The organism is Arhodomonas aquaeolei DSM 8974, assembly GCF_000374645.1.
Taxonomy (GTDB): Bacteria; Pseudomonadota; Gammaproteobacteria; order Nitrococcales; family Nitrococcaceae; genus Arhodomonas; species Arhodomonas aquaeolei.
Genome location: NZ_KB894804.1, coordinates 187878 through 214008, shown reverse-complemented (window position 1 = coordinate 214008; position 26131 = coordinate 187878). Strand labels below are relative to the sequence as shown.

Genomic DNA, 26131 nt, shown 5'->3' with positions numbered 1-26131 from the left:
TCGCCGTAGCGGGGTACCGCCACCGTGCGCTCGAGGTCCAGCGTGCCGTTGTCCCGGCGCTCGACGTAGTTCTGCTGGCGCTCCTCGTAGGAATCCCCGACCAGTGAGGGACGCACGGTCACGACGACCTCCAGCCCCTCGTGCCACTGCCTGGGCAGCGGCACGCAGCAGGTCACGCCGCCGGCGCCGTAAGGGCGGATGCTCATGCCCACGGCGCTGCGTTTGGCATCGCCCGGGCGGTGCACGGAGAAGTAGCGGATACCCCGCTCGGTGTAGTTCACCGCCGAGACGGACACGCCGATGCCCTCCCCGCCGCCGCAGGCGGTGAGCAGGGCGGCCATGAGCAGGGGCCAGACGATGAGGGGGGTCGAGCGGCGTGCTGTCATGCTGACACGCCGGCGGGCCCGGGGATGCCCGGCTTTCCGTGACCGCCCCCGGCCGGTCCCGGCGGTGCGGTGTGTCGTGTCGGCGAGGAACCGGACAACCCGGGCGGGATGCCCGTGAAGGAATCGTCAGCCATGTGCCACCTTCCCTGGTCAAAAGCCGAAGTGCATCAACCCGCGCGATAATGCGCCTTCCGCCTTCCTGGCGGTGCGTACCGGGCCAGGCTTGCCCGGTCCGGGCGATATCAGCCTACCTCAGTACTTTCCGGTTGCCGAGTCCGGAATGCGGATCACTCACACCGCAACCCAACGCGATCATAAACGAGGAAGATCCGCGGGCAGCTCGATATGACCGCCGTAGCGGTCCTGCAGGCGGATGGCGAAACGCCGGGCCCGCGGCGGGAGTCCGTCGCGGAGATACACCGCCAGGGCGTCGCGGACGGCGCGGCGGAAGCCGTCCGGATCACCGGGATCGCCGTCCAGATTGTCGACGCTCACCCGGAAGGGTGCATCCGCGGCCATGCTGAAGGCCCACTCCAGCGCCTGGGGGCGGGCCTCGACCCGCTCGAACTCGGCCTGGGTGACGGCGTCCCGTCCGTCCCCCTCGTACCAGTAGCCGTAGTCCACCAGCGCCCGGCGCCGGGGTCCGGCGATGCACCAGTGCGCAATCTCGTGGAGCGCGCTGGCGAAGAAGCCATGGGCGAAGACCACCCGATGGTACGCACACGTGTCGTCCGCCGGCAGGTACAGCGGCTCCTCATCGCCGCGCACCAGCCGGGTGTTCTCCGGGGCGAACTCGTCGTCGAACAGCCGTATCAGCTCCGCCGGGTCGTGGCCGCCGGCATCCGCCGACGGCCACGGCTGCCCGGTGCCGCTCACGCCGGCGTTTCCAGCAGACGGTTGACCCGCTGCACGAACGCCGCCGGGTCCTCGAGCTGGCCGCCGCCGGTAAGCTGGGCCTGGTCGAAGAGCAGCTGCGCCCAGTCGTCGAAGCGCGCATCCTCGCCGCCGCCCTCGAGCCGCTGGATCAGCGCGTGATCCGGATTGATCTCCAGCGCCGGCGCCCCCTGGGGCATCTCGTGGCCGGCGGCCTTGAGCATGCGCTGGAGGTTCATGCCGAGCTCGTAGTCGCCCACTACCAGGCAGGCCGGCGAGTCGGTGAGGCGGTCGCTGACACGGACCTCGGAGACCCGCTCGCCCAGCGACTCCTGGAGCTTCTCGGTGAGCGGCCTGAGCGCCTCGGCGCGCTCCTCGCGGGCCTGCTTCTCGGTCTCGTCCTCCAGCTCGTCCAGGTCCAGCTCGCCCTTGGCGACGGACTGCAGGGGGTAGCCCTGGAACTCGTGGAGATGGCTCGCGAGCCACTCGTCGATGGGCTCGTGGAGCAGCAGCACCTCGACGCCCTTCTTGCGGAAGATCTCCAGGTGCGGACTGTTGCGCGCCGCGTTGAAGCCCTCGGCGGTGACGTAGTAGATGTGCTTCTGGCCCTCGCGCATCCGCGCGACGTAGTCCGCGAGGGTGACGTCCGCCTCCTGTTTCGCCTCCTGGGTGGAGGAGAAACGCAGCAGTCCGGCGATGCGCTCACGGTTGCCCGAGTCCTCGATCACGCCCTCCTTGAGCACCGAGCCGAACTGGGACCAGAACGTGGCATAGTTCTCGGGCTCGTCCCGGCTCATGCGCTCCAGGGTGTCGAGCACCCGCTTGACCGAGGCGCCGCGGATGCGGTCGATGAGCTTGTTGTGCTGGAGCAGCTCGCGGGAGACGTTGAGCGGGAGGTCGTCGGAGTCGATCACGCCGCGCACGAACCGGAGGTAGCGCGGCATCAGGTGCTCACTGTCCTCCATGATGAACACCCGGCGCACGTAGAGCTTGACGCCGTGGCGCTGGTCCTGGTCGAACAGGTCGAAGGGCCGGCGCGCAGGGATGTAGAGCAGCGAGGTGTAGGCCTGGTTGCCCTCGACCTTGTTGTGCAGCCAGGTCAGCGGCGCCTCGAAGTCGTGGGCGACGTGCTTGTAGAACTCGATGTACTCCTCGTCGCTGATCTCGCCCTTCGGGCGCATCCACAGCGCGGAGGCCTGGTTGACGGTCTCCTCCCCCGGGGCCTCGTCGGACTCCGGATCCGCCTCGGCGGGCATGCGGATGGGCAGCGAGATGTGATCGGAGTACCGGCGGATGATGTGGCGAAGCCGCTGCGGCTCCAGGAACTCGTCGCGTTCCTCGGCGAGATGGAGCACCACGCGGGTGCCGCGCTCGGGGCGCTCGACGTACTCCACCGAGTAGGCGCCCTTGCCGTCGGAGGACCAGTGCACACCGAGTTCCGGGGACTCGCCGGCGCGGCGGGTGTAGACGTCCACCCGGTCGGCGACGATGAACGCGGAGTAGAAGCCCACGCCGAACTGGCCGATGAGCTGCGCGTCCTGTTTCTCGTCACCCGTCATCGCCTCCAGGAAGCGTTGCGTGCCGGAGCGCGCGATGGTGCCGAGGTTCTCGACCACGTCGTCCCGGCTCATGCCGATGCCATTGTCCTCGATCGTGACCGTGCGTGCCTCGCTGTCCGCATGCACCCGGATGGCGAGCTCCGGGTCGTCCTCGAGCAGGCTCTCGTCCTTCAGCGCCTCGAAACGCAGCTTGTCCGCCGCGTCGGAGGCGTTGGAGACGAGCTCGCGGAGGAAGATCTCCGGATTGCTGTACAGCGAGTGGATCATCAGATCCAGCAGCTGCTGGACCTCGGTCTGGAATTCCAGGGTCTCCTGCTGTGCCTCTGCGCTCATACCGCTTCGCATTCCCTTCTTGATCAATGACGTGGTCCACAACGGCCGCGGTCTGTACGATCGTAACCGCGGCGACGATCTTCGCATGGTGCCGGATCGATCCCATTTCAAGGCCGGGGAGAGCCGGGGGTCGATTCTATTACAACTACGACGACACAAAGGCCGACGGCATGACCACCTACGACAGCGTTCTCATCGCCTTCGTGATCTCTGCCGAGGTCGCCCTCGTGCTCGCTGCCATCACGATCTGGCTGGCTCTGCGACTGCGCCGGCGGCATGCGGACCCGCTCGATGCCGCCCGCGCCCACCTCGCCGATGCCCTGGCGGCGAGCGAATCGGGCAGCGGGAGCGCGGCGGAGGTCCGGCGGCAGGCCCTGGCCGCCGAGATCGCCGCCATCGACGCCGACACCGCCGACGACCGGGAGGAGGCGCTGTCCGCCTACGCGGCCCTGTCCTCCGTGGACAAGGCGAACGAGGACGCGGCGGAAGAATCGGCACGCCTGCGACGCCTGCTCACCCGCGAGGAGGAACGGGTCGCCTCGCTGCTGGAGCTGCGCGACGAGCTGCGCACCCTGCGGGTAGGCTACGACCGGGTCCGCCACCTGGCCGGCAAGCTGCTGGAGAACGTCGAGGCGCACGGCCTCGACGAACAGGAGACACAGACCTACCGCGAGACCGAGACCCGCTGGCTGGCCTCCCTGGAAGAGCTGGAAAAGCGTTTCTCGGAGACCGTGGAGGCCGATCCGCCGGACGCCGGCGGGGACGCGTCAGCAGACGGGGTCTCCGTGCCCGAGGAGATCGAGCAGGTCATGGCGATGAAGGACAAACAGATCGAGGAGCTGCGGGCCCGCCTCGGTGAATCGGAGTCGGATCCGGAAACGGCGGAAGAGACGGAACAGCCGCGGGGCTAGGCGGCGGCAGCGATAACGGGCCCGCGCCCGGGAACCGCGGCGCGGCGAGCCGGCGGCCGGCGCCGGGCCGGCCGCCAATAAGGCCCGCTCAATCCGGGACGGCGCCGCCTAGAAGGCCTCCGAAGGCGCCAGCCGCTCCGGCCCGTCACGGCTGTCACCGTAATCCCGGGACGGGATGTGATCGCCGGTGACCATCTCGCGGTAGCTCATGCCCGGCCCCACCATCGGGTACACCCCGGCGTCCGGATCGATGACCACCTCCAGGAATGCGGGCCCCTCAAAGCCCACGAAGGCCTTCAGCGCCTCGCCGAGCTCCGCCTTGTCGGTGACGCGGCGGGCGAACTCGAAACCATCCGACTCCGCCGCCTTGATGAAGTCCTTGCGATGCAGGGACTTGTCGCTGCCCGAGAAACGGTCCTCGAAATACAGCCGCTGCCACTGGCGCACCATGCCGTCGCAGCTGTTGTTGAGCAGCAGCACCTTCACCGGCAGGCCGTAGGTGGTGACGGTCTCCATCTCGCCCAGGTTCATACGGATGCTGCCGTCGCCGTCCACGTCGATGACCAGCGCGTCCGGATTGGCGAACTGGGCGCCGATGGCCGCCGGCAGCCCGAAGCCCATCGTGCCCATGGACCCGGAGGTGAGCCACTGGCGCGGGCGGTGGAAATCGAGGTACTGCGCCGCGAACATCTGATGCTGGCCCACGCCGGTGGCGATGACCGCCTCGCCCCGGGTCAGCGTATTGAGCCGTTCGAGCACCTCCTGGGGCTGGATGAGCGGCGTCTCGCGGTCGAAGTTCATCGGGTAGCTGCCGCGCAGGCCGCGCACGTGTTCCAGCCAGGGCGTGAAGTCCCGGCGGAAGCCCTCGCTGCGCCCGAACTCCACGAGCTGTCGAAGCGAGCGCCCGGCGTCGCCGACATGCGCCCAGTCCACGAGCTTGACCTTCCCGATCTCCGCGGCGTCGATGTCGATATGCGCCACGTGCTCGGCCATCGGCGCGAACAGTTCCGCCTTGGCGGCCACGCGGTCGTCGAAACGCGCGCCCACGGCGATGATGAAGTCGCAGTCCTCCACCGCGTAGTTGGCATACGCGGTGCCGTGCATGCCGAGCATGTGCAGGCACAGGTCGTCGGTGGTGTCGATGGCACCCAGGCCCATCACCGTGGTCACCACCGGGATCCCGTACGCCTTGGCGAAGGCGGTGAGGTCATCGCCGGCGTCGCCGCTGACCACGCCACCGCCGACGTAGAGCAGCGGCCGCGAGGACTGGCCGAGCAGGTCGAAGAACTGCCGGCACTTGCGCTCGGAGAGCTTGGCCTGGCGCAGCGACTCCATGCGCTGACGGTAGCCGCGCACATCGAGCAGCCCCTCGCCGTGGAATTCCCCCACCCAGTTCTGGACGTCCTTGGGCAGGTCCACCACCACCGGCCCGGGCCGCCCGGAGCGCGCCACCTCGAAGGCGGTGCGCATGGTCGCCTCCACGTCCTCCGGATTGGTCACGAGGAAGACGTGCTTGGCGCAGTTGCCCATGATGTTGACGATGGGTGCCTCCTGGAAGGCGTCCGTCCCCATGGCGCCACGGGCCACCTGGCCGGTAATGGCGACCACCGGCACGGAGTCCGCCATGCAGTCGCGGATGGGGGTGACGGTGTTTGTCGCACCGGGACCGGAGGTCACCAGGAACACCCCCACCCGGCCGGTACTGCGGGCATAGCCCGCCGCCATGAAGCCGGCACCCTGCTCGTTGGCAGGCACCACCAGGTTCATCGGCGCACCACCGGTATCGCCGCGCTGGCGCTCGTTGTAGCGGAACACGGCGTCGTAGGTCGGCAGTATCGCGCCACCGCTGTAGCCGAAGACCGTATCTACCCCCTCATCCGCCAGGACCTGTACGACCATCTCCGCGCCGCTCATCTGCTCGCCGGCGAGGGGGTGCTGGGTACTGTGCGGGATGCGGGGTGCTTGTTCCGTCATGGTCGGTCTTCGTCTCCACTGGCTCCGTGGCCCCTAACATCAGGGGATCGATCGATCAATATACTAATGTGACGATAGGTAATGCCAGCTTTCAGGGCGCCCGGAAGCGCCTGCGCGACGGACGTCCGCGACGGCGGGGCCGCTCCCCGGGAGCGGCATGGCACCGCTCCTTCGGGACCGGCGCGACAATCAGTCGTCCCGCGAGTGGAAATCCAGGGCCGCGGAGTTGATGCAGTAGCGAAGCCCGGTGGGCGCCGGCCCGTCGGGGAAGACGTGCCCCAGGTGGGCGGCGCAGCGGCGGCAGTGCACTTCGGTGCGCCGCATCCCCAGGCTCTCGTCGAAGGACTCGCCCACCGCCTGCGGATCCGCCGGCGCGGTAAAGCTCGGCCAGCCGCTGCCGGAGTCGTACTTGTCCCGGCTGTCGAACAGCGGCCCGCCGCAGCACACGCAGCGGAACGTGCCGTCGCCCTTGAAGTCGTTGTACTCCCCGGAGAACGGCGGCTCGGTGCCGTGCTGCTGGGTGACCCGGTACTGCTCCGGGGTCAGCCGTGCCTGCGGGGTATCGTTGTCACGGGTATCGCTCATCGCCTTTATCCTCCAGGCCCGCCGCCGAGTGCGGCCACCAGGCGCGGCAGCACCTCGTCGGCACCGCCGCGCAGCGACCAGTCCGCCTGCCGCGTCAGCGGCGTGGCTTCGGTATTGATCTCCACCACCGGCACACCCGCCTGCAGCGCCGCCCACGGCAAGTCCGCCGCCGGGCGCACCAGGGACGAGGTGCCGATGCTGAGCACGCAGTCCGCCGACTCCGCGAGCTCGCCGGCCCGGTACAGCGCCGCCACCGGCAGCGGCTCGCCGAACCAGACCACGTCGGGACGCATCGGCGCGCCACATTCCGGACACGCCGGCGGGGTTTCACCCGTGGCCCCCGGACGACGCACCGCGCAGCCGGCGCTGCAGCGGTCCCGGTCGATGCGGCCGTGCAGCTCGATGACGTCCCCGCTGCCGGCACGCTGGTGCAGACCGTCCACGTTCTGGGTGACCACGGTCAGCCGTGCCGGCCCCGGCCAGCAGGCCAGGGCCGTGTGGGCCGCGTTCGGCTCCACCCCCGCCAGCAGAGAGCGCCGCCAGGCATACCAGGACCACACCAGCCCCGGATCCCGGGAAAACGCCTCCGGGGTGGCCAGCGCGGTCGGATCGTACCGCGCCCACAGCCCGGTCTGAGCCTCGCGGAACGTGGGCACACCGCTCGCCGCGGACACGCCCGCCCCGGTCAGGGCGAGCACCTGCCGGGCACGGCCCAGTAGCTCGGTCAGGGCGGCGGGAAGCGCCTCGGTGGATGTCTCGGTCATTCCCTCAAGATACCAATGGCAGTGATGGCACTGGAAGCGCACCGCCCCGAATCCACCCGGGCAATGACCGGTCCCATGGCCTACAATGGAGCGCTTTCCGCAGCAGGACGGGACCGCGCGCGATGAGCGAAGTGGTACTGATCAATATCTCGGGGCACGACAACCCGGGCATCACCTCCGCACTGATGGACATCCTCGCCGGCTACGGCGCCCGGGTGCTCGATATCGGCCAGGCCATGATCCACGACACCCTGGCGCTGGGCATACTGATCAAGATCCCGGACGAGGCGCAGAGCGCGCCGGTGCTCAAGGATCTCCTCTACGAGGCCCACAAGCTGGATCTGCGCGTTCGCTTCACGCCGATCTCCGCGGAGGACTACGAGCGCTGGGTCGCCCACGAGGGGGCGCCACGGCAGGTGCTCACCCTGCTCGGCCGCCGGGTCACCGCGGAGCAGATCGGGCGCATCGCCCACGTGATCACCGACCAGGGGCTGAACATCGAGGACATCGTCCGCCTCACCGGGCGCAGCGCGCTGCACGACGACAACGGCGGCAGCCGCGCCTGCATCGAGCTGACCTTGCGTGGCACGCCCCGGGACCCGGACGCCATGAAGGCGAGCTTCTTCAGCATCTCCGAGGCCCTCGGCGTGGACATCTCGTTCCAGGAGGACAACTTCTACCGCCGCAACCGCCGGCTGGTGGTCTTCGACATGGACTCCACACTGATCCAGCAGGAGGTCATCGACGAGCTCGCCAAGGAGGCCGGCGTCGGCGAGCAGGTGGTCGCGGTCACCGAGGCGGCCATGCGCGGCGAGATCGACTTCCGCGAGAGCCTCGCCCGGCGGGTGGCCCTGCTCGAGGGCCTGCCGGAGACCACCCTGGAGGCCGTCGCGCAGCGGCTCACCCTCACCGAGGGCGCGGAGCGACTGCTCAAGACCCTGCACACCCTGGGCTACCGCACGGCGGTGATCTCCGGCGGCTTCACCTACTTCGGCCGCTACCTCCAGCAGCGCCTCGACCTGGACTACGTCCACGCCAACGAGCTGGAAATCGCCGACGGCCGACTGACCGGCCGGGTGATCGGCGAGGTCGTGGACGGCGGCCGCAAGGCCGCGCTGCTCGAGGAGATCGCGGTGCAGGAGGGCATCACCCTGGACCAGGTCATCGCCGTGGGCGACGGCGCCAACGATCTGCCCATGCTCAAGCTCGCGGGCCTGGGCATCGCCTTCCACGCCAAGCCGCTCGTGCAGCAGCGGGCGCGCCAGGCGATCTCCACCGTCGGCCTCGACGGAATCCTCTATCTTATGGGCATGAAGGACGCCGAGCTGCCCCACTGAGGCGGCCGGCAGCGGACACGACACTAGCGCGGAGGCGATCATGCAGGTAGGTGTGCCACGCGAAATCAAGAACCGGGAGTACCGGGTCGGCCTCACCCCGGACAGCGTGCGCGAGTTCGTCGCCCACGGCCACGAGGTGCTCGTCGAGCACGACGCCGGCATCGGCGTGGGCTACGCCGACGCGGACTACGAGCGCGCCGGCGCCAGGATCAGCGACACGCCGGAGCGCATCTATGCCGAGGCCGAGCTGGTGGTCAAGGTCAAGGAACCCCAGCGCGAGGAGCGCCGGCAGCTCCGGGCGGACCAGATCCTGTTCACCTACCTGCACCTCGCCCCGGACCCGGAGCAGACCCACGACCTGGTCGACAGCGGCGCCGTGTGCATCGCCTACGAGACGGTCACGGACGGCCACGGCGGCCTGCCCCTGCTCGCGCCCATGTCGCAGGTCGCGGGCCGGATGTCCATCCAGGCCGGCGCCCACTGCCTGGAGAAGGCGGCCGGGGGCGGCGGTGTGCTCGTCGGCGGGGTTCCGGGCGTACCGCCGGCGCGCGTCGTGGTGATCGGTGGCGGCGTGGTCGGCGAGAACGCCATCGCGATGGCCATCGGCCTGGGCGCCGACACCGTCGTGCTCGACCGCGACGTCGGGGTGCTGCGCCGCCTCGCCACGCACTTCGGACCGGCGCTGACCACCATCTACGCCACCCGCCAGAGCCTGGAGGACCAGGTCCTCGACGCGGACCTGGTGATCGGCGCAGTGCTTGTCACCGGCGCGGAGACCCCGAAGCTCGTCAGTCGCGAGATGGTCTCGCGCATGCGCACCGGCAGCGTGCTGGTGGACGTCGCCATCGACCAGGGCGGCTGCTTCGAGACCTCCCACCCCACCACCCACGACGAGCCGACCTTCGTCGTCGACGGGGTGGTCCACTACTGCGTGGCGAACATGCCCGGCGCGGTACCCCGCACCTCCACGCTGGCGCTCAACAACGTCACCCTGCCCTACGCCCTCGCCCTGGCGGACAAGGGCTTCCCGCAGGCGCTGGCCGAGGACCCGCACCTCCTCGACGGCCTCAACGTCTGCCGCGGGCACGTGACCTACCGCGCGGTGGCCGAAGAGCTGGGTTACCGCTACCTGCCCCCGCGGGAGGCCCTCAAGGGCTGAACGGGGGCGCGCTCAGCGCCGCCCCCAGAGCTCGTCCGGCAGGGCGACGCCGTCGGCCAGCGGGTCGCCGGCCTCGACCACGAACCGTGCCTCACCCACGTAGTGGCCACGGCCGCTCACGGTGACGACCACGCTGCCGTCGGCGGCGGCCCCGCGCACCGCGGCGGTGAAGTCCACCCCGGCGATGCCGCGGAACGTCCGTATCTGTCCCGGCTCGATCAGCCCGCGGGCGTGGGCCAGCGCGAGCCGCGCGGTGACGCCGGAACCGGTGGGGCTGCGATCCACCTGTCCCCCACCGAAGATGCACACATTATGGCTCGGCGCCTCGCTGCTCGGCGGGACGTCGTCGGTGAGGATGGTGCCGTAGATGAAGCCGAGGTCGTCGGCGTCCGGATGGCTCACGCTGAGCTGCTCGCGGGCCGCAGCGGTCATGGCGCGGGCGGCGTGGAGCAGCTGCTCGTAGGGGGTGGCGAAGAGATCGAGCCCCAGCCGCGAGGCGGGCACGATCACGTAGAACGCCCCGCCATAGGCGACGTCCACGGCGATACGGCCGTACTCCGGCACGGTCACGTCGGCGTCCAGGTGGCTGGCGAAGGCCGGCACGCTGTCGAAGCTCACGTCCCCCGGGGCACCATCGGCGTCCGCGTGCACGTGCACGGTGACCGGCCCGCAGGGGCACTCCAGCACGAAGTCGGCGCCGTCCGGACCCAGGGTCACCAGCCCCTGGTCCACCGCATACCGACCCAGGGCGATGGTGGCGTGCCCGCACATGGTGCTATAGCCCTCGTTGTGGGTGAACAGCACCGCCATGGCGGCATCCGGATGGCTCGCCCGCGTCGGCCACACGCCGTACATGTCGGCATGCCCGCGGGGCTCCAGCATCAGGCGCCGGCGCACGTGGTCGTGGTGATCCATCGCGTCGCGCCGGCGATCGAGCAGGGTCTCGCCGGCCAGCTCGGGCAACCCGCCCGTGAAGATACGCACCGGCTCGCCCGCCGTGTGCATGTCCACCACCGTGTAGGCCGTCTTCTCCGCCATGGGCACCCCCCCGTCGAAAAAACCGCCATTCTAACCGCCGCCCGGAAAGGCGGCCACGGAACCATTCAGGCCCGGGCGACGGCCTCGCGTCCGGGCACGAGCAGTGCCACCAGCAGGCAGACCGCCGTAGAGGCGATCATCGCCCCGGCGAAAGGCCCCAGGGTCGGCGCCCCACCGGGGAACGAGGCCGCATGGAGGCCGGCGACGGGACCGCCACCCTGCCACCAGCCCGGCACAATGGAACCCGCGAGACCGGCGGCGGTGCCGGCCACCGCGGCGGCCGGCGTGGTCCGCCGCCACAGTCCCATGAGCACCGGCACCACCGTGGTCGCGCACAGCAGGTCGGCGATGAGGAACAGTCGCAGCACGGACAGGCCCTGCAACGCGACGGCCACCACCGGCACCATCAGCACCACGGTCACCCAGCGGGCCGCACCGAGCGACAGGCCGCGGGCCTCGGTGACCGCCAGCGAGGCGATGCCGTTCTGCAGCGTGTCCACGGACGACGCCACCAGCGTGACCGCCAGGACCAGCGCCGGCAGGGTGACCCATGCGGGGGCGGCATTGAGCAGCGCGAAGAAAGGGATCGGCGGATCGCCGAGGGACAGTCCGGTCATCGCCGCGACGATGCCCAGGGCACCGATCACCGCGACCACCACGACGGTGGTGCCGGCCCCGAGGAGCGCCCCGCGCCCGAGCACACGTGCGTCCCGAGCGGCCCAGACCCGCTGCCAGTAGCCCTGGTGGAAGAGGTTGGCGGCGGTCACCGCGAGCACCAGCGCCAGTGCCACCGCCAGGCCGTCCGCCAGCGGCACCGAGGGCATCGCCGACGCCGCCGGCGGCCGTCCCGTCCCGCCCAGGGCGACACCGGTCACCAGGGCCAATAAGGCAAGCAGCAGCCAGGCCTGCCAGCGGTCCGTCTCCAGGCTCGCGCGCAGTCCGCCGGCGGCGGTGTAGGCGAGGGTCGCCACCGCCACGGCTACCACGACCACGCCGCCGTCCAGATCCGACAGCAGCGCGGTGATCGCGCCGATGGCGGTGAGTTCCGCGGCGAGGAAGCACAGCATGTAGAGCACGGAGATCAGCGCCACCCAGCGCCGTACCGCCGTCCCGTAACAGGCCTCCGCGAAGTCGCCGACGCTGCGCCCCTGGGGCACCCGGGACCGGATCGCCGGGCCGCAGAGCGCGAAGACCAGGAACGGCAGCGCGGCACCGACGGCATAGCCGGCGAGGGCCACCGGCCCCACGAAGGCGCCCACCTCCGGCGGGGCGAAAAGGATCCATGCCCCCATGCCGGAGGCGAGGAAAGACAGGCCCAGCACGGTCGCGCCCTGGCTGTTGCGGGCGGTGACGTAGTCGTCCAGCCCGGCCGAGGTGGCACGGGCACGCAGGCCGATCCAGGTAAAGGCGATGAGGGCCACGCCGAGCGTGGCAAGGGTCAGGTACATGTCGCGCTACCTCCGCCGGTATGATCCGGATCAGGTTCCAGGGTCTGCGCGGCGCGCACTCTCAGTCCGTGACGGACTCCCCTGGCGACGGTCGGATTGTGGTGAGTCGGTGATTCTCGCGCGCAGCCGCGCCGATGGCAAATCCGGCGGTGCCACGAAAAAGGCCACCGGCACGGGGTGCCGATGGCCTTCGTCACGCTCGCGCGCCCCCCGGCGCGGGGGACACGGACGGGCGTTGCGCCTCAGGCGCCCTGCTTCGCGCCCTTGGTGCGGATCTTCTCCTTGATGCGGGCGGCCTTGCCCTGACGATCGCGGAGATAGTAGAGCTTGGCGCGGCGCACGTCGCCCTTGCGCTTGACCTTGATGCTCTCGATGACCGGGCTGTGCAGCGGGAAGACGCGCTCGACGCCCTCGCCGTGGGAGGTCTTGCGCACGGTGAACGCGGAGTTCACACCGCGGTTGCGCTTGGCGATGACCACGCCCTCGAAGGGCTGCACACGCTCGCGGTTGCCCTCCTTGACCCAGACGTTCACCAGCACGGTGTCACCGGGTGCGAACGCGTCGAGGCTGCGCCCGGACTTTTCGATCTGTTCCCGCTCAAGCTCTTTGATGATGTTGCTCATGACCACAAACCCCTAGCGTTCCGAGTCCCCTCGGTACTCCTCGATGAATTCTTCCAGTAGCGCCTGCGCGTCGCCGTCCAGCTCCCGCCCGGACAGCAGCTCAGGGCGCCGCAGCCAAGTCCGTCCCAACGCCTGCTTGCGCCGCCAGCGCGCCACCGCCTGGTGATCGCCGCCGAGCAGCACCGCCGGCACGTCGCGCCCGTCGATGGACTCCGGACGCGTATAGTGCGGGCAGTCCAGCAATCCCGCCGTGAAGGAATCCTCCTCGGCGGAATCCACATGCCCGAGCACCCCGGGCACCAGCCGGCTCACCGCATCGATGAGCATCATCGCCGGCAGCTCGCCGCCACTGACCACGAAATCCCCGACCGAGATCTCGCGATCCACCTCCGCGGCGATCAGGCGCTCGTCCACACCCTCGTAGCGGCCGCACAGCAGAATGAGCCGCGGCAGCCGCGCCAGCTCGCTCACCGTCGCCTGGTCCAGCGGCCGGCCCTGAGGGCTGAGATAGACCACCGTCGCCGGCGTCGGCACCGCCGAACGCGCCGCGTGTATCGCGTCGCGCAACGGCTGGACCTTCATGACCATGCCGGGACCGCCGCCGTAGGGCCGGTCGTCCACCGTGCGGTGGCGGTCCGTCGTGTAGTCCCGCGGGTCCTGCGGGGCGATCTCGATCAGCCCGCGCTCCACCGCGCGCCGGGTCACCCCGGATTCCGTGATCGCCCGGAGCATCTCCGGGAAGATCGTGACGACATCGAAGCGCACCGTCAGTCTTCCGGGTCCCAGTCGACCTCCAGACGCCCCGCGCCGAGATCGACGTCGAGGACGAAGACGTCGACGACGAACGGGATCAGCCGCTCGCGCTCGCCGGCCACGACCATCACGTCGTTCGCCCCGGTCTCCATCAGCCGCCTGACACGGCCGAGGACCACGCCCTCGCGGTTGACGACCTCGAGCCCGACGAGGTCGTGCCAGTAGTACTCACCCTCTTCCGCCGGCGGCAGCGCCGAGCGGGGCACGGCGATCTGTCGCCCGATGAGCGCCCGCGCCGCATCACGGTCTTCGACGCCCTCCAGATGCGCGATCAGGCCCTTGCCCTGTTGCCGGCCCGAACGCAGCTTCAGAGTACGCGCGGCGCCGGCATCGTCGAGCAGCTGCCACTCGGTGAAGCCGAGGATGTTATCCATCGGCCGGGTCCAGGAATACACCTTGACCCAGCCCTGCACACCGTGAACGCCCACGATCTCGCCCAGCACCACGGGCGGGTCATCCTGCGCGCCACGCTGCACCAGCCGCCTCCCGGGTCGTTACGCCTCCGCGGCCGCGCCCTTGCGCGCCTTGCGGATCAGCCCCTCGGCACTCTCGGTCGGACGGGCGCCACGCTCGAGCCAGTGGTCGACACGCTCGAGCTCGAGCTTGAGCGAGACTTCCTGACCGGTCGCGACCGGGTTATAGAACCCGAGGCGCTCGATGAACCGACCGTCCCGCGGGTTGCGGCTGTCGGTAACGATCAGGTGGTAGAAGGGCCGCTTCTTCGCGCCAGTGCGAGCTAGACGAATGGTTACCATCGTGTTCGTTAATCCCCTGTGATCGGCAAACAGAACTGGGCTACCGATGTAAAACGCGCAAGTCTACTTGAAACCGCGCCGATGTAAAACCGCCCCGACGGGGCATCACCGCAGGAAACCGGACGGGCCGCCGGGCGGCATGCCGCCGCCCCCCGGTGGAAAGCCGCCGCCTCCGCCGCCGCCGAACTGGCGCATCATCTTCTGCATCCCGCCCTTCTTCATCTGCTTCATCATCTTCTGCATCTGCTTGTGCTGCTTGAGCAGGCGGTTGACGTCCTGCACCTGCAGCCCGCTGCCGCGAGCGATGCGGCGCTTGCGCGAGCCGCTGATGATGTCGGGGCGGCGCCGCTCGCGCGGGGTCATGGAGTCGATGATCGCGATCTGGCGACGGATCTGCTTCTCACCGACCTGGTCCTGCATCTGCTCGGTGAGCTTGCCCATGCCGGGGAGCTTGTCCATCAACCCGCCCATGCCGCCCATCTTGTTGATCTGCTGCATCTGCTTGCGCAGGTCGTCGAGATCGAAGCCCTTGCCCTTCTTGAGCTTGGAAGCCATCTTCTCGGCTTCGCTCTTGTCCACCGAGCGCTCGACCTCCTCGACGAGGCTGAGCACGTCGCCCATGCCGAGGATGCGGGAGGCCACCCGGTCCGGGTGGAAGGGCTCGAGGGCGTCGGTCTTCTCGCCGACACCGAGGAACTTGATGGGCTTGCCGGTGATGTAGCGGATCGACAGCGCCGCACCGCCGCGGGCGTCGCCGTCGGTCTTGGTGAGGACCACACCGGTGAGGGGCAGCGCCTCGTCGAACGCCTTGGCGGTGTTGACGGCGTCCTGGCCGGTCATGCTGTCGACGACGAACAGCGTCTCCACCGGATCGAGGGCGCCGTGCACGCGCTTGACCTCGTCCATCATCGTCTCGTCGACGTGCAGCCGGCCGGCGGTGTCGACCAGCAGGACGTCGTAGTACTCGCGCCGGGCACGGTCCACGGCCGCCTCGGCCGCGGTCACCGGGTCGTCGCTGGTCTGGGTGGGCTGGAAATCCACGCCCACCTCGCCGGCGAGGCGCTCGAGCTGATCGATGGCGGCGGGACGGTAGACGTCCAGGGATACGGTGAGGACCTTCTTTTTCTCACGCTCGGCGAGCCAGCGCCCGAGCTTGGCGATACTGGTGGTCTTGCCGGAGCCCTGCAGCCCCGCCACCAGGACCACTGCGGGCGGGCGGGTGGCCAGGTCCAGGCCGGTGTTCTCCTCGCCCATCACGCGCACGAGCTCGTCGCGCACGATCTTCACGAAGGCCTGCCCCGGCGAGAGGCTCTTCATCACCTCCGAGCCGAGGGCACGCTCACGGACGTCGTTGACGAAGGACTTGACCACCGGCAGCGCGACATCCGCCTCGAGCAGCGCCATGCGCACCTCGCGGAGGGTGTCGCGGATGTTGTCCTCCGTTAACCGCCCCTGGCCGCGCAGGCGCTTGCTGATGCCCTCGAGCCGTTCGCTGAGACTGCTGAACATGGCGCGCTCCAATGGATATTCGTCGACAGCCCGTTAGTATAACGGTCGGGGCGATGCCGGGGCGAGGACCGTGTCCGGGACTCGAAGCCCGGAGCAAGGTGTGCGATGATCGACGCCAACTCAAGGAGCGCACACCGGCGCGAATGATTCACCCCTTACTGACTATCACCGTCATCGCCCTCTACCTGGCGGCCACCGTGGTCCTCGTGCTGCGCCTCACACGGCGGCTCCCGGCCCGCGAAGGCACCCGCCAGGCCGCTATCGCGCTCGCAGTGGCCGGCGTGGCCCTGCACGCCGTCATCCTCAGCCAGACCATCTGGCAGAGCAACGGCCTGGATCTGCGGCTGTTCAACGCCGGGGCGCTCATCGGCTGGGTGATGGCGGCACTGCTGGTGCTCGCCGCCGTGCGCGAGCCGGTGGAAAGCCTCGGCGTGATCGTCTTCCCGATCGGTGCCGCCTCGGTACTGGCGCAGTACTGCTTCGGCGTGGCCCATACGACCAACCCGGTGGGCTTCGCCGGGGTGGACAGTCACGTGCTGCTGTCGGTGATCGCCTACAGCGTGCTCGGTATCGCCGCGGCGCAGTCGGTGGTGCTGGCGGTCCAGGAGCGCCAGCTCCGCAACCGCCATCCCGGCGGCTTCCTGCGGCTGCTCCCCGCCCTGCAGGACATGGACGCGCTGCTGTTCACCATGCTCCGCGTCGGCTTCGTGCTGCTCACGGCCTCGCTCGCCACCGGCTGGTTCTTCGTCCAGGACCTCTTCGCCCAGCACCTGGTGCACAAGACCGTGCTCACCGTGCTCGCCTGGGCCCTGTTCGCGATGCTGCTGCTGGGGCGCCGGCACTACGGCTGGCGCGGGCAGGTGGCCGCACGCTGGAGCATCGCCGCCTTCCTCGTCCTCGCGCTCGGCTACTTCGGCTCCAAGATCATGCTGGAACTGGTGCTCGGCGCCTGATGGTGCGCTGAGGAGGCGCCGTGGAACACATCCCGCTATCCGGGCTGGTCATTGCGCTGATCGTCTCGCTGGTGCTCTCCGGGTGCTTCTCCGGCTCGGAGACGGCGCTGATGACCCTCAATCGCTACCGGCTGAATCACCTCGCCGGCGAGGGCCGTCGCGGGCCGCGCATCGCCCAGCGCCTGCTCGAGCGCCCCGACCGGCTGATCGGCGTGATCCTGATCGGCAACAACCTGGTGAACATCCTCGCCGCGCAGATCGCCACGGTGATCGCGCTGCGCCTCGGCGGCGAGAGTGCCATTGCCGTGGCCACCGGGCTGCTGACCCTGACCATCCTGATCTTCTCGGAGGTCACGCCCAAGACCCTCGCCGCGCTCCACCCGGAGCGCGTGGCCTTCCCCGCCGCGTTCGCGCTGTCACCGCTGCTGCGCGTGCTCTACCCGCTGGTGTGGCTGATCAACCTCATCGCCAACGGCATGCTCCGGGCCGTGGGCGTGCGCATCGAGAAGGATGCCGGCGCGGCGGTCAGCCGCGAGGAACTGCGCACCGTGGTCAACGAGGCCGGCGCGATGATCCCGCGCACCCACCAGCGCATGCTCACCAACATCCTCGATCTGGAGCAGGCCACTGTCGAGGACATCATGATCCCGCGCAGCGAGATCGTGGGCATCGACCTGGAGGACGACTGGGACGCGATCCTGGAACTGCTCGCCAACACCGAGTACACGCGCATGCCGGTCTACCGCGGCGCGGTGGATGAGATCGAGGGGGTACTCCACGTCCGCCGGGTGCTCTCCAGCCTGCTCACCGGCGAGCTCACCCGCGAGGAGCTGATCGCCGGCATGCACGAGCCCTACTTCGTGCCGGAGGCCACACCGCTGCACGTGCAGCTGCTCAACTTCCAGAACCGGCGCCGGCGCATCGCCCTGGTGGTGGACGAGTACGGCGACATCATGGGGCTGATCACCCTGGAGGACCTGCTCGAGGAGATCGTCGGGGAATTCACCACCGACCCGGCGGAAGTGATACGCGACGTCCACCCGCAGTCGGACGGCTCGTTCCTGGTGGAGGGCAGCGCCAGCGTGCGCGAGCTCAACCGCACGCTCCACGCGGAGATGCCCACCGGCGGGCCGAAGACGCTCAACGGGCTGATCCTCGAGCAGCTCGAGACCATCCCGGCCCCCGGCACCAGCCTGATGCTGGAGGGCTACCCGGTGACCATCATCCAGACCCAGGGCAACCGGGTGAAGCTCGCCCGTATCCAGCCGCCACCCACCGGCGGGAACCGGCGCTGACGACAACGCGCTCCGGGGCGACCCTACTGGCGGGTACGCCGCCAGGTGGTGCCCTCGGGGCCGTCCTCGATCACCACGCCGGCGGCCTGAAGCTCGTCGCGGATGGCGTCCGCCCGGGCGAAGTCCCGCTCGCGGCGGGCCTGCGTGCGCGCCTCGATCAGGCGGACAACCTCGTCATCATCCGGGCCGTCGCCGTTGCCGCCGCCACGCTTGAGGAACGCCTCCGGCGACTCGCGCAGCAGCCCGAGGTCGCCGGCAAGCTCCGCCAGCAGCGCCCCCAGTCCCTCGGTGCGCCGCTCCCCGGCCTCGCGGGCCCGGTTGACCGCCCGCGCCAGCTCGAAGAGCACCGCCAGCGCCCCGGGGGTGTTGAAGTCGTCGTTCATCGCCGCGTCGAAGCGCGCACGCCAGTCCTCGTCGTCCTGGGCGGCCACGGGGGGAAGGTCACGCACGGCGAGATAGAGCCGCTCCAGCCCTGAGGCGGCCTCGGCGAGGGACTCCGGGGTGAAGTTTAGAGGACTGCGGTAATGGCTGCTCAGCAGGAAGTAGCGCACCACCTCCGGGGCGTGCTCGGCGAGGATGTCGCGCACGGTGAAGAAGTTGCCCAGGGACTTGGCCATCTTCTCGTCGTTGATGCGCACGTGCCCGTTGTGCATCCAGTAGTTGGCGTAGGTCGTGCCGCAGGCGGCCTCCGACTGGGCGATCTCGTTCTCGTGGTGGGGGAACTTCAGGTCCAGCCCGCCGCCGTGGATGTCGAAGTGCGGCCCGAGCGCGGCGGTGGACATCGCCGAGCACTCGATGTGCCAGCCCGGCCGCCCCGCGCCCCACGGCGAGGGCCAGCTCGGCTCGCCCTCCCGGGCCGCCTTCCACAGCGCGAAGTCCGCCGGGTCGCGCTTGGCCTCGCCGGGCTCGATCCGCGCGCCGGCACGGAGGTCCTCCAGGCGCTCGCCGGAGAGCCGGCCATAGCCCTCGAAACGCGCCACCGAGTAGTAGACGTCGCCGTTGTCCGCGGCGTAGGCGTAGCCGCGCTCGATCAGGCGCTCGATCATGGCGATGATCGCCGCCATGTGGCCCGTGGCCCGCGGCTCCAGGTCCGGACGCAGGCAGCCGAGGGCGTCCGCGTCCTCGTGCATCGCCGCCGTGAACCGCCGGGTCAGCGCCTCCGGGGCCTCGCCGGTCTCCGCCGCCCGGCGGATGATCTTGTCATCCACGTCCGTGATGTTGCGCACGTAGGTCACATCGTAGCCGAGACGGTGCAGATGGCGGACGACGGCGTCGAAGACGACCATCGCCCGGGCGTGGCCGAGGTGGCAGTAGTCGTAGACGGTCATGCCGCAGACGTACATGCGTACCCGGCCGGCCTCGATGGGCTGGAACGGCTCCTTGCGGCGCGTCAGGCTGTTGTAGATCTGGAGCATGTTCGTCGTCCTCTTCCGGCCCACCGTGGCGCGGCAGGCGGTGTCGTTGTACTCACGCGCCCGCCGCGCGCCCGGCGGCGGCGCGCAGGCGGCGGGCGACCCGCTCGGGGCCCATGAGTCGCGCGGCCTCGGCGAGCGCCGGTCCGTCGCCGCGTCCGGTCAGCGCCACGCGCAGCGGCATGAACAGCCGCCGCCCGCCCCGGCCGGTGCGCTCGCGCAGTGCGGTGGTGAACGCCCGCCAGTCCGGGCCCGCCTCGTCGTAAACGCCCGCCGCCGTCTCGAAGAACGCCGCCCCCGCCTCGTGCAGGACCGCCGCGTCGCCCTCGGGGACCGCGCCGAACAGCCGTTCCGCCCACTCCCGAACCTCCCCGGGGAAACGCACGTTCGGGCGCACCAGCTCGACGAACGCCTCGCGCTGCGCCGCCGGCACCGGCGCGTCCGCGTCCAGCCAGGCGGCCAGTGTCCGCACCGGTGCCGCAGCCACGGCCTCGTCCTGCCAGTGACCGAGCTGGACGGGATCGAACCGCGCCGGCGCATGCCCCAGGCGCGCGATGTCGAAGACGCGCGCCATGCCGGCGACGTCCATCAGGGTATCGTCCCGGCTGCTGTGCCCGAGACGGTAGAGGTAGTTGGTCAGCGCAGCGGGGAGAAAACCGTCCTCACGCAAGGCCTCCAGGGAGCGGCTGCCGTTGCGCTTGGACAGCGGCGCGCCGTCGTCGCCGAGGATGAGCGGCAGGTGTCCGTAGCGCGGCGGCGTGAGCCCCAGGGCCTCGAGCACGAGCAGCTGTCGCGGCGTATTGGCGAGGTGATCATCGCCGCGGAGCACATGGGTCACGCCCATGAGGGCGTCGTCGACGGCATTGCAGAACAGGAAGGCCGGCGTGCCGTCCGCCCGCTGGATGACGAAGTCCCCGAGCTCGGCGGCGTCGACCGCCTGCTCGCCGCGGACCAGGTCGGTGAACGCAATGCGCCGCTGCGCCGGCACCCGCAGGCGCAGAACGGCGGACTCGCCGGCCGCCACACGCCGGGCCGCCTCCGCCGGATCGATACCGGCACAGGTCCCGGGATAGCGCGGCGGCCGGCCGGCGGCCCGCTGCGCCTGGCGGTTGCGCTCCAGGGTCTCCGCGCTGCAGAAACAGGGGTAGGCGTGCCCCGCGTCGAGCAGCCGCCGGTACCAGTCGGCGTAGACCTCGCCGCGCTCCGACTGGCGCGCGCCGCCCCGCGGCTCCGCGCAGTCCGGCCCCTCGTCCCAGTCCAGCCCGAGCCAGCGCAGCCCGTCGAGCAGCGCCCGTTCGGCGTCCCGGTCGCTGCGCCCGGCGTCGGTGTCCTCGATGCGCACGAGAAAACGCCCACCGTGGTGCCACGCGAGCAGCGCATTGAACAGCGCCGTGCGCACGTTCCCGGGGTGCATCCGCCCGGTCGGGCTCGGGGCGAAACGGGTCCTGACAAGGGGTTCGGCCATAGCCGCGCAATGGTAGCGGAAACGCCACAGCGGCACCAACCGGCCCGCCCGCGACACGGCAACCGGTCGCGGTTTGACACAGGCCCGACGCAGCGCACAATTACGACGAAACAGCCGCCCCACTGCGCGGGGCAGAACACACCCGGAGATCCCCATGCCGCACGGTCCCGAAAGCGCCCGCCAGCCGGAGGCGGACGGCCTCGACGGCGACCTCCGCGCGCTGCTCGCCGCCGCGCGCCGGCCCGTCGTCGTGGGCGTGGCCGGTGACAGCGGCAGCGGCAAATCCACCTACGCCCGCGGCATCCGCCGGCTGCTCGGCAACGAGATGGTCGCCACCCTCACCCTGGACGGCTACCACAAGGAGGACCGCGAGGCCCGCCGCCGCAGCGGCCGCTCACCGCTGGATCCGCGGGCCAACCACCTGCCCCGGGTGCGCGAACACCTGGCGGCGCTGCGCGAGTGGCAACCGGTGGAGGTGCCCACCTACGACCACGTCACCGGCCGTTTCGGGGAGGCCGAGCTGTTCCGGCCGACACCGGTCATCGTGGTCGAGGGCCTGCACGCGCTCTACCCGGAATTCCTGCCGCTGCTCGACTTCCGGCTGTTCGTCGACCCGGAACGCGAGGTCAAGCGCCACTGGAAGCTCGAGCGCGACGTCCACCGCCGGGGCTACACGCCGGAGGAGGCGCGCACGGAGATGGACCGCCGCGAGGCCCACTACCAGCGCTGGATCGACTTCCAGAAGGCCAACGCCGACGTCATCGTGCGCATCAATGAAAGCGAGCTCGGCGCACTGGCGGTGGACGAGCTCCAGGGCCAGATCCCGGAGCACTGCCACCACATGGAGATCATCGTCACGCCGACGCAGACCCCGCTGCCGCCGCTGCACCTGCCCGTGGACCTCAACGCCATGACCCGGCGCCAGGCCCTGCCGTTCATGCTCGCGAACGTGCCCAGCAGCTTCTGGGGACGGGCGGTGAACGTGGTGCACATCGACGGCGCCCTGCCGGTCCAGGCGCTGGCCCGGCTGGAATCGGATATAATGCGCCTGACGGGGATCGAGACCGACGGCGATACCGACGTGGCGAACGAGGCCTCGACCATCGTGTTCACCCAGCTCCTCGTGGCCTGGCCCTTCCTCGGGCACGTCCACGCCCTGCTGCGCCGCCGCGGCCGCGAAGCCGACGGGGACGCCGAAGAATAGACGCCCATTCCGCCGGGAGACCATCCATGCCGCGCAAGCGTAGTGGCGAGGAAATCGGCGAGCGGCTCCGGCAGCTGCTCATCCAGCAGGAGGACCTGCGCGGCCAGCTCGCCGCGCTCACCGAGCGCATGTCCGACGAGGTCGCGGAACTCGAGCACCACGGCGCCAGCGCCGGCCAGGAGGCACCGGAACGGCGTATCGGCATGGACAAGGTCCTCGACCTGCTCGGCCACCTCGCCATCGCCCCCACGGAATCCGACGCCTGCGAGGTCATCGTCTCCGCCGCCCGCTACCTGCTGCCCGGCACCCGCGGGGCGCTGTGCCTGGCCGGGGATGACGGCACCATGGCGGTGGCCGCGGTCTGGGACGCCAAAGACCAGTGGAACCGCCCCTACCGCCGGCGCGAGGGCGGCTCGCCGCCGCAGCGCCTGGCGGGGCGCGTCTCCGCCGGGCCAACGGGCCAGGGCTGGGTCTATCCCGCCCGCGGCTTCGGGCTGCTGGTCGGCGAGCTGCGGGTCTGGCCGGAGGACGAGGCGTCGGCCACCGAGGCGATATCCGGGCGCTGCGAGCTGCTCGCCCGCAGCGCCGGCCTCGTGCTCGCGGGCATGACCCTGCAGCGGCGTCTGCGCGACGAGGCCGTGCGCGACCCGATGACCGGATTGCTCAACCGCGCCTACTTCACCGAGGCCCTGCCCCGGGAGCTCGCCCGTGGCGCCGCGCGCGGCGACGGCACCGGCCTGATCATGCTGGACATCGACCGCTTCAGCCTGTTCAACGAGCGCCATGGACCGGCCGTCGGCGACCGCATGCTCGCCACCATCGGCGCCACGCTCATCGAGCACACCCCGGACAGCGGCGTGTGCTGCCGCTACTCCGGCGAGCGCTTCGCGGTCCTGCTCCCCGGCCACGACCGGACCGCCGCCCGGACCGCGGCACAGACGCTGTGCCAGACGCTCGCGGCGCTGACGGTCACCGACGGCGAGGGGCGGGAGGCACGGGTCAGCCTCTCGGCGGGCGTGGCGACGGCCGCGGACGGCACCGACGACCCGGCCGAGCTGATCGCCGCCGCGGAGGACGGCATCTTCAACGCCCGCCAGCGCGGCGGCGACACGGTGCGCGAGCCGGGCGGCGCATGAGCTGGCCCGGGAGACACGCCGACCGCCGCAGCCGCCCCGCCTCCCCGAACCCCCTGCTCACCGGCGCCACCCTGATCATCCTCTCCGAGGCGCTGCTCGCGACCATGAGCGCCGCCATCAAGGTGGTTTCGGCGGACCTGCCCAACGAGATGCTGGTGTTCTTCCGCAACCTCTTCGGGCTGGCACTGGTACTGCCCGTGGCCCTGCGCCACGGACCCGGGGCACTGCGCACCGAGTGCATCCAGTGGCACCTGCTGCGCGCCACCGCGGGCGTCGGCGCGATGTACTGCTTCTTCTACACCATCGAGCACCTCGCCCTGGCCGAGGCGATCCTGTTCAAGCTCACCGCGCCGTTCTTCATCCCGCTGATCGCCCTGGTCTGGCTCGGCGAGCGCATCCCCGCGAGCGCGCGCATCGCCATCGGCGTCGGCTTCGCCGGCAGCGCCCTGGTGCTTGGCCCCGGCGGCGCGGACCGCTTCGCCCTGGCCGGGCTCACCGGCCTGGGCGGGGCGTTCCTGGGCGGCCTGGCGAAGGTCGCGATCCGGCGCATGGGCCGCAGCGAGCCCGCCCCGCGGATCGTTTTCTATTTCGGCGTGTTCGCGACCACGCTGACGGCGCTGCCCCTCACCTGGGCCTGGCAGACACCGGGGCTCGCGTCGCTGGGCTGGCTCGGCCTGATGGGCGCCTGCGCCACCACCGCCCAGCTCTGCCTGACCCGCGCCTACAGCCTGGCGCCCGCGGGCCAGATCGGACCGTTCACCTACATCTCGGTGGTGTTCGGCTCGCTCGCCGGCTGGCTGTTCTGGGGCGAGGTGCCGGGCCTGCTGACCGTGGCCGGCAGCCTGTTGATCGTCGGCGCCGGCCTGCTCACCCTGCGGGGCCACAGGGCACCCCGCCCTGAGACCTCGTCCGCCGAAGGGAGCCGCGCATGAGCGAGCACCTCACCGCCACCTACGAAATACGCCCCGGCCGCGGCGAGAGCGCCGAGGAACGGGCGCAGGACATCGCCCTGGAGCAGACCGTGGAACTGCCGGCGGCACTGGTCCCGGCAGCGGCGGCGGGGATGGTCGGCGAGGTGCGCTCGGTCGAGCCGAGCGGACGCGGCGTCTGGCAGGCACGGATACGCTTCCCGGTCGCCGCCACCGCGGCGGAATGGCCGCAGCTGATCAACCTGCTGTTCGGCAACATCTCCCTCAAGCGCGGCCTGCGTCTGATCGACGTGAACTGGCCGCAGACGCTGCTGGACACCTTCGGCGGGCCGGGCACCGGCACCGAGGGGCTGCGCGCGCTCACCGGCGTACCCCGCCGCGCCCTCCTCGCCACCGCGCTCAAGCCCATGGGGCTGTCCGCCAGCGAGCTGGCGGCGCGCTGCTCGGCCTTCGCCCGGGGCGGCGTGGACATCATCAAGGACGATCACGGGCTCACCGACCAGGCCGCCGCGCCCTTCGAGGAGCGCCTGGCGCGCTGCCAGGCGGCGGTGACCGACGCCAACGCCGCCACCGGCCGCCGGTGCCAGTACTTCCCCAACGTCACCGCCCAGCGCACCACGCTCATGGCCCGTGCCCGCGCCGCGCGGGAGGCGGGCTGCGCGGGTGTGCTGGTCAACCCCTGGCTCACCGGCATGGACGCCGTCGCCTGGCTGCGCGACGAGCCCGGCCTCGCGGTCATGGCCCACCCGGCCCTGACCGGCGACCTGTTCTCGCCGCGCCACGGCATCAGCGCGCCGCTGCTGCTCGGCGAGCTCTTCCGCATCGCCGGCGGCGACGCCGTCATCTACCCCAACCGCGGCGGGCGCTTCGGCTTCTCGCTGGCCCGCTGCGAGCGCATCAACGAGCGGCTGCGCCGCCCCCTCGGCGGCCTGCGCGCCGCCATGCCGACGCCGGGCGGCGGCCTGGACGTCACGCGCATCGGCGCCTGGGCACGGCACTACGGGCGCGATACCCTGTTCCTGGTCGGCGGCAGCCTGTACGCGCGCGGGGATATCGCCGCCGCCTCCGCGCGCCTGATCGAGGCCCTGGAACACGCCCATGACGAGTGACGACGACCGCAGCAAGGTGCTCCACGCCCGGGACTTCCGCTGGGAGGCGGTGCCGGTGCGCGAATACAAGAGCGAGGGCACCACGACCTTCCGCGACATCACCCGCCAGACGCTGATCGGCGAGGGGGAGGACGAACGCGCCCCGGGCTTCGTGACGCGGTACTTCGAGATCCAGCCCGGCGGCTACTCCACGCTGGAATACCACGCCCACCCACACTCGGTGGTCGTGCTGCGCGGCGGCGGCCAGGTGATCCTGGGGGACCGCGTGGAGCCGGTGCACCCCCATGACGTCGTCTACATCGCGCCGCACACCGTCCACCAGTTCCACGCCACCGGCGACGGGCCCCTCGGCTTTCTGTGCATCGTCGACCGCGAGCGCGACCGCCCCACCCTGCCCGACGACGACGAGGTGGAACGGCTGAGCCGTTACCCGGACATCGCGACGCGCCTGCGCCGATAGCCCTGCGGCGGCACCCGCCGCCCGGGCCGGCATGCGGCCCCGTCTCTGCCCTTGTGAAACACCTTTGCGCCCCGGACCTGGGGCGCCGCCTGGCCGGCGGC

At 70.7% G+C, this 26131-nt stretch carries 25 protein-coding genes and 1 riboswitch; of the genes, 10 read left to right on the top strand and 15 right to left on the bottom strand.

Going from position 1 to position 26131, the window contains the following annotated elements; all coding sequences use genetic code 11:
• From C516_RS0107840 to htpG, 3 genes are all read right to left on the bottom strand, one after another.
• The coding region (locus C516_RS0107840; protein WP_018717816.1) for a DUF3304 domain-containing protein at positions 1-386 on the bottom strand (386 nt) is incomplete at its 3' end.
• A gap of 312 nt (positions 387-698) precedes the next feature.
• Positions 699-1262 (bottom strand): elongation factor P hydroxylase, encoded by a 564-nt coding sequence (locus tag C516_RS18960; protein ID WP_018717815.1) that lies wholly within the window; start codon positions 1260-1262, stop codon positions 699-701.
• Positions 1259-3151 carry a molecular chaperone HtpG gene (htpG, locus tag C516_RS0107830; protein ID WP_018717814.1) on the bottom strand — a complete coding sequence of 631 codons (1893 nt, stop codon included), beginning with the start codon at positions 3149-3151 and terminating at the stop codon, positions 1259-1261. The genes C516_RS18960 and htpG overlap by 4 nt, the downstream gene beginning before the upstream one ends.
• A 170-nt stretch (positions 3152-3321) precedes the next feature.
• Between htpG and C516_RS0107825 the strand changes: the two genes are divergently transcribed.
• Complete coding sequence (locus C516_RS0107825) at positions 3322-4062, top strand: hypothetical protein (RefSeq protein ID WP_018717813.1); 741 nt, start codon at positions 3322-3324, stop codon at positions 4060-4062.
• A 108-nt stretch (positions 4063-4170) separates the two neighbouring features.
• On the opposite strand, the gene ilvB is transcribed toward C516_RS0107825, so the two are convergent.
• The 3 genes from ilvB to C516_RS0107810 form a co-directional block, all read right to left on the bottom strand.
• Positions 4171-6036 (bottom strand): biosynthetic-type acetolactate synthase large subunit, encoded by a 1866-nt coding sequence (gene ilvB, locus C516_RS0107820; protein WP_018717812.1) that lies wholly within the window; start codon positions 6034-6036, stop codon positions 4171-4173.
• A gap of 189 nt (positions 6037-6225) precedes the next feature.
• Positions 6226-6621 (bottom strand): peptide-methionine (R)-S-oxide reductase MsrB, encoded by a 396-nt coding sequence (gene msrB, locus C516_RS0107815; RefSeq protein WP_018717811.1) that lies wholly within the window; start codon positions 6619-6621, stop codon positions 6226-6228.
• A gap of 5 nt (positions 6622-6626) precedes the next feature.
• Positions 6627-7385: an SIR2 family NAD-dependent protein deacylase gene (locus tag C516_RS0107810; protein WP_018717810.1), complete on the bottom strand. Its 759-nt coding sequence runs from the start codon at positions 7383-7385 to the stop codon at positions 6627-6629.
• A gap of 122 nt (positions 7386-7507) precedes the next feature.
• On the opposite strand from C516_RS0107810, the gene serB reads away from it, so the two are divergent.
• Positions 7508-8722, top strand: coding sequence for a phosphoserine phosphatase SerB (gene serB / locus C516_RS0107805; RefSeq protein ID WP_018717809.1), 1215 nt, complete (start codon positions 7508-7510; stop codon positions 8720-8722).
• Positions 8723-8762: 40 nt separating this feature from the next.
• Positions 8763-9881 carry an alanine dehydrogenase gene (ald, locus tag C516_RS0107800; RefSeq protein ID WP_018717808.1) on the top strand — a complete coding sequence of 373 codons (1119 nt, stop codon included), beginning with the start codon at positions 8763-8765 and terminating at the stop codon, positions 9879-9881.
• Between the two features lie 12 nt (positions 9882-9893).
• Here the strand turns inward: ald and C516_RS0107795 are convergent, their stop codons facing one another.
• From C516_RS0107795 to ffh, 7 genes are all read right to left on the bottom strand, one after another.
• The gene (locus tag C516_RS0107795) at positions 9894-10919 is read right to left on the bottom strand and encodes a proline racemase family protein (protein WP_018717807.1); all 1026 of its coding nucleotides are present in this window, start codon (positions 10917-10919) and stop codon (positions 9894-9896) included.
• 65 nt (positions 10920-10984) lie between these two features.
• On the bottom strand, positions 10985-12367 hold the full coding sequence (locus C516_RS0107790; protein WP_018717806.1) for an SLC5/6 family protein: 1383 nt from the start codon (positions 12365-12367) through the stop codon (positions 10985-10987).
• Positions 12357-12460: riboswitch (TPP riboswitch) on the bottom strand. Its footprint overlaps the gene before it by 11 nt.
• Positions 12461-12609: 149 nt before the next feature.
• Positions 12610-12990, bottom strand: a complete 381-nt coding sequence (gene rplS, locus C516_RS0107785; protein WP_026321022.1) for a 50S ribosomal protein L19 — start codon at positions 12988-12990, stop codon at positions 12610-12612.
• Positions 12991-13002: 12 nt separating this feature from the next.
• Positions 13003-13755, bottom strand: coding sequence for a tRNA (guanosine(37)-N1)-methyltransferase TrmD (trmD, locus tag C516_RS0107780; RefSeq protein WP_018717804.1), 753 nt, complete (start codon positions 13753-13755; stop codon positions 13003-13005).
• A gap of 2 nt (positions 13756-13757) precedes the next feature.
• On the bottom strand, positions 13758-14282 hold the full coding sequence (rimM, locus tag C516_RS0107775; protein WP_156831162.1) for a ribosome maturation factor RimM: 525 nt from the start codon (positions 14280-14282) through the stop codon (positions 13758-13760).
• A 15-nt stretch (positions 14283-14297) separates the two neighbouring features.
• Positions 14298-14558, bottom strand: a complete 261-nt coding sequence (gene rpsP / locus C516_RS0107770; protein WP_018717802.1) for a 30S ribosomal protein S16 — start codon at positions 14556-14558, stop codon at positions 14298-14300.
• 105 nt (positions 14559-14663) lie between these two features.
• A complete protein-coding gene (ffh, locus tag C516_RS0107765; RefSeq protein WP_018717801.1) occupies positions 14664-16067 on the bottom strand; it encodes a signal recognition particle protein in 1404 nt (467 codons plus the stop codon).
• 143 nt (positions 16068-16210) lie between these two features.
• On the opposite strand from ffh, the gene C516_RS0107760 reads away from it, so the two are divergent.
• Together C516_RS0107760 and C516_RS0107755 are read left to right on the top strand one after the other, a co-directional pair.
• The gene (locus tag C516_RS0107760) at positions 16211-17020 is read left to right on the top strand and encodes a cytochrome C assembly family protein (RefSeq protein ID WP_018717800.1); all 810 of its coding nucleotides are present in this window, start codon (positions 16211-16213) and stop codon (positions 17018-17020) included.
• Between the two features lie 20 nt (positions 17021-17040).
• A complete protein-coding gene (locus C516_RS0107755; protein ID WP_018717799.1) occupies positions 17041-18315 on the top strand; it encodes an HlyC/CorC family transporter in 1275 nt (424 codons plus the stop codon).
• Between the two features lie 23 nt (positions 18316-18338).
• On the opposite strand, the gene cysS is transcribed toward C516_RS0107755, so the two are convergent.
• On the bottom strand, positions 18339-19730 hold the full coding sequence (cysS, locus tag C516_RS0107750) for a cysteine--tRNA ligase (RefSeq protein WP_018717798.1): 1392 nt from the start codon (positions 19728-19730) through the stop codon (positions 18339-18341).
• Positions 19731-19782: 52 nt separating this feature from the next.
• Positions 19783-21192 (bottom strand): glutamate--tRNA ligase, encoded by a 1410-nt coding sequence (gene gltX / locus C516_RS0107745; RefSeq protein WP_026321021.1) that lies wholly within the window; start codon positions 21190-21192, stop codon positions 19783-19785.
• 154 nt (positions 21193-21346) lie between these two features.
• Between gltX and C516_RS18955 the strand changes: the two genes are divergently transcribed.
• From C516_RS18955 to C516_RS0107720, 5 genes are read left to right on the top strand one after another with little or no spacing between them, the layout of a single operon-like run.
• Positions 21347-22396, top strand: coding sequence for a phosphoribulokinase (locus C516_RS18955; protein WP_018717796.1), 1050 nt, complete (start codon positions 21347-21349; stop codon positions 22394-22396).
• 26 nt (positions 22397-22422) lie between these two features.
• On the top strand, positions 22423-23532 hold the full coding sequence (locus tag C516_RS0107735) for a sensor domain-containing diguanylate cyclase (protein ID WP_018717795.1): 1110 nt from the start codon (positions 22423-22425) through the stop codon (positions 23530-23532).
• Positions 23529-24464, top strand: coding sequence for a DMT family transporter (locus tag C516_RS0107730; protein ID WP_018717794.1), 936 nt, complete (start codon positions 23529-23531; stop codon positions 24462-24464). Before C516_RS0107735 ends, C516_RS0107730 begins: the two co-directional genes overlap by 4 nt.
• On the top strand, positions 24461-25570 hold the full coding sequence (locus C516_RS0107725) for a RuBisCO large subunit C-terminal-like domain-containing protein (RefSeq protein ID WP_018717793.1): 1110 nt from the start codon (positions 24461-24463) through the stop codon (positions 25568-25570). The genes C516_RS0107730 and C516_RS0107725 overlap by 4 nt, the downstream gene beginning before the upstream one ends.
• A complete protein-coding gene (locus C516_RS0107720) occupies positions 25560-26030 on the top strand; it encodes a cupin domain-containing protein (protein ID WP_018717792.1) in 471 nt (156 codons plus the stop codon). Before C516_RS0107725 ends, C516_RS0107720 begins: the two co-directional genes overlap by 11 nt.
• Positions 26031-26131: the final 101 nt, after the last annotated feature.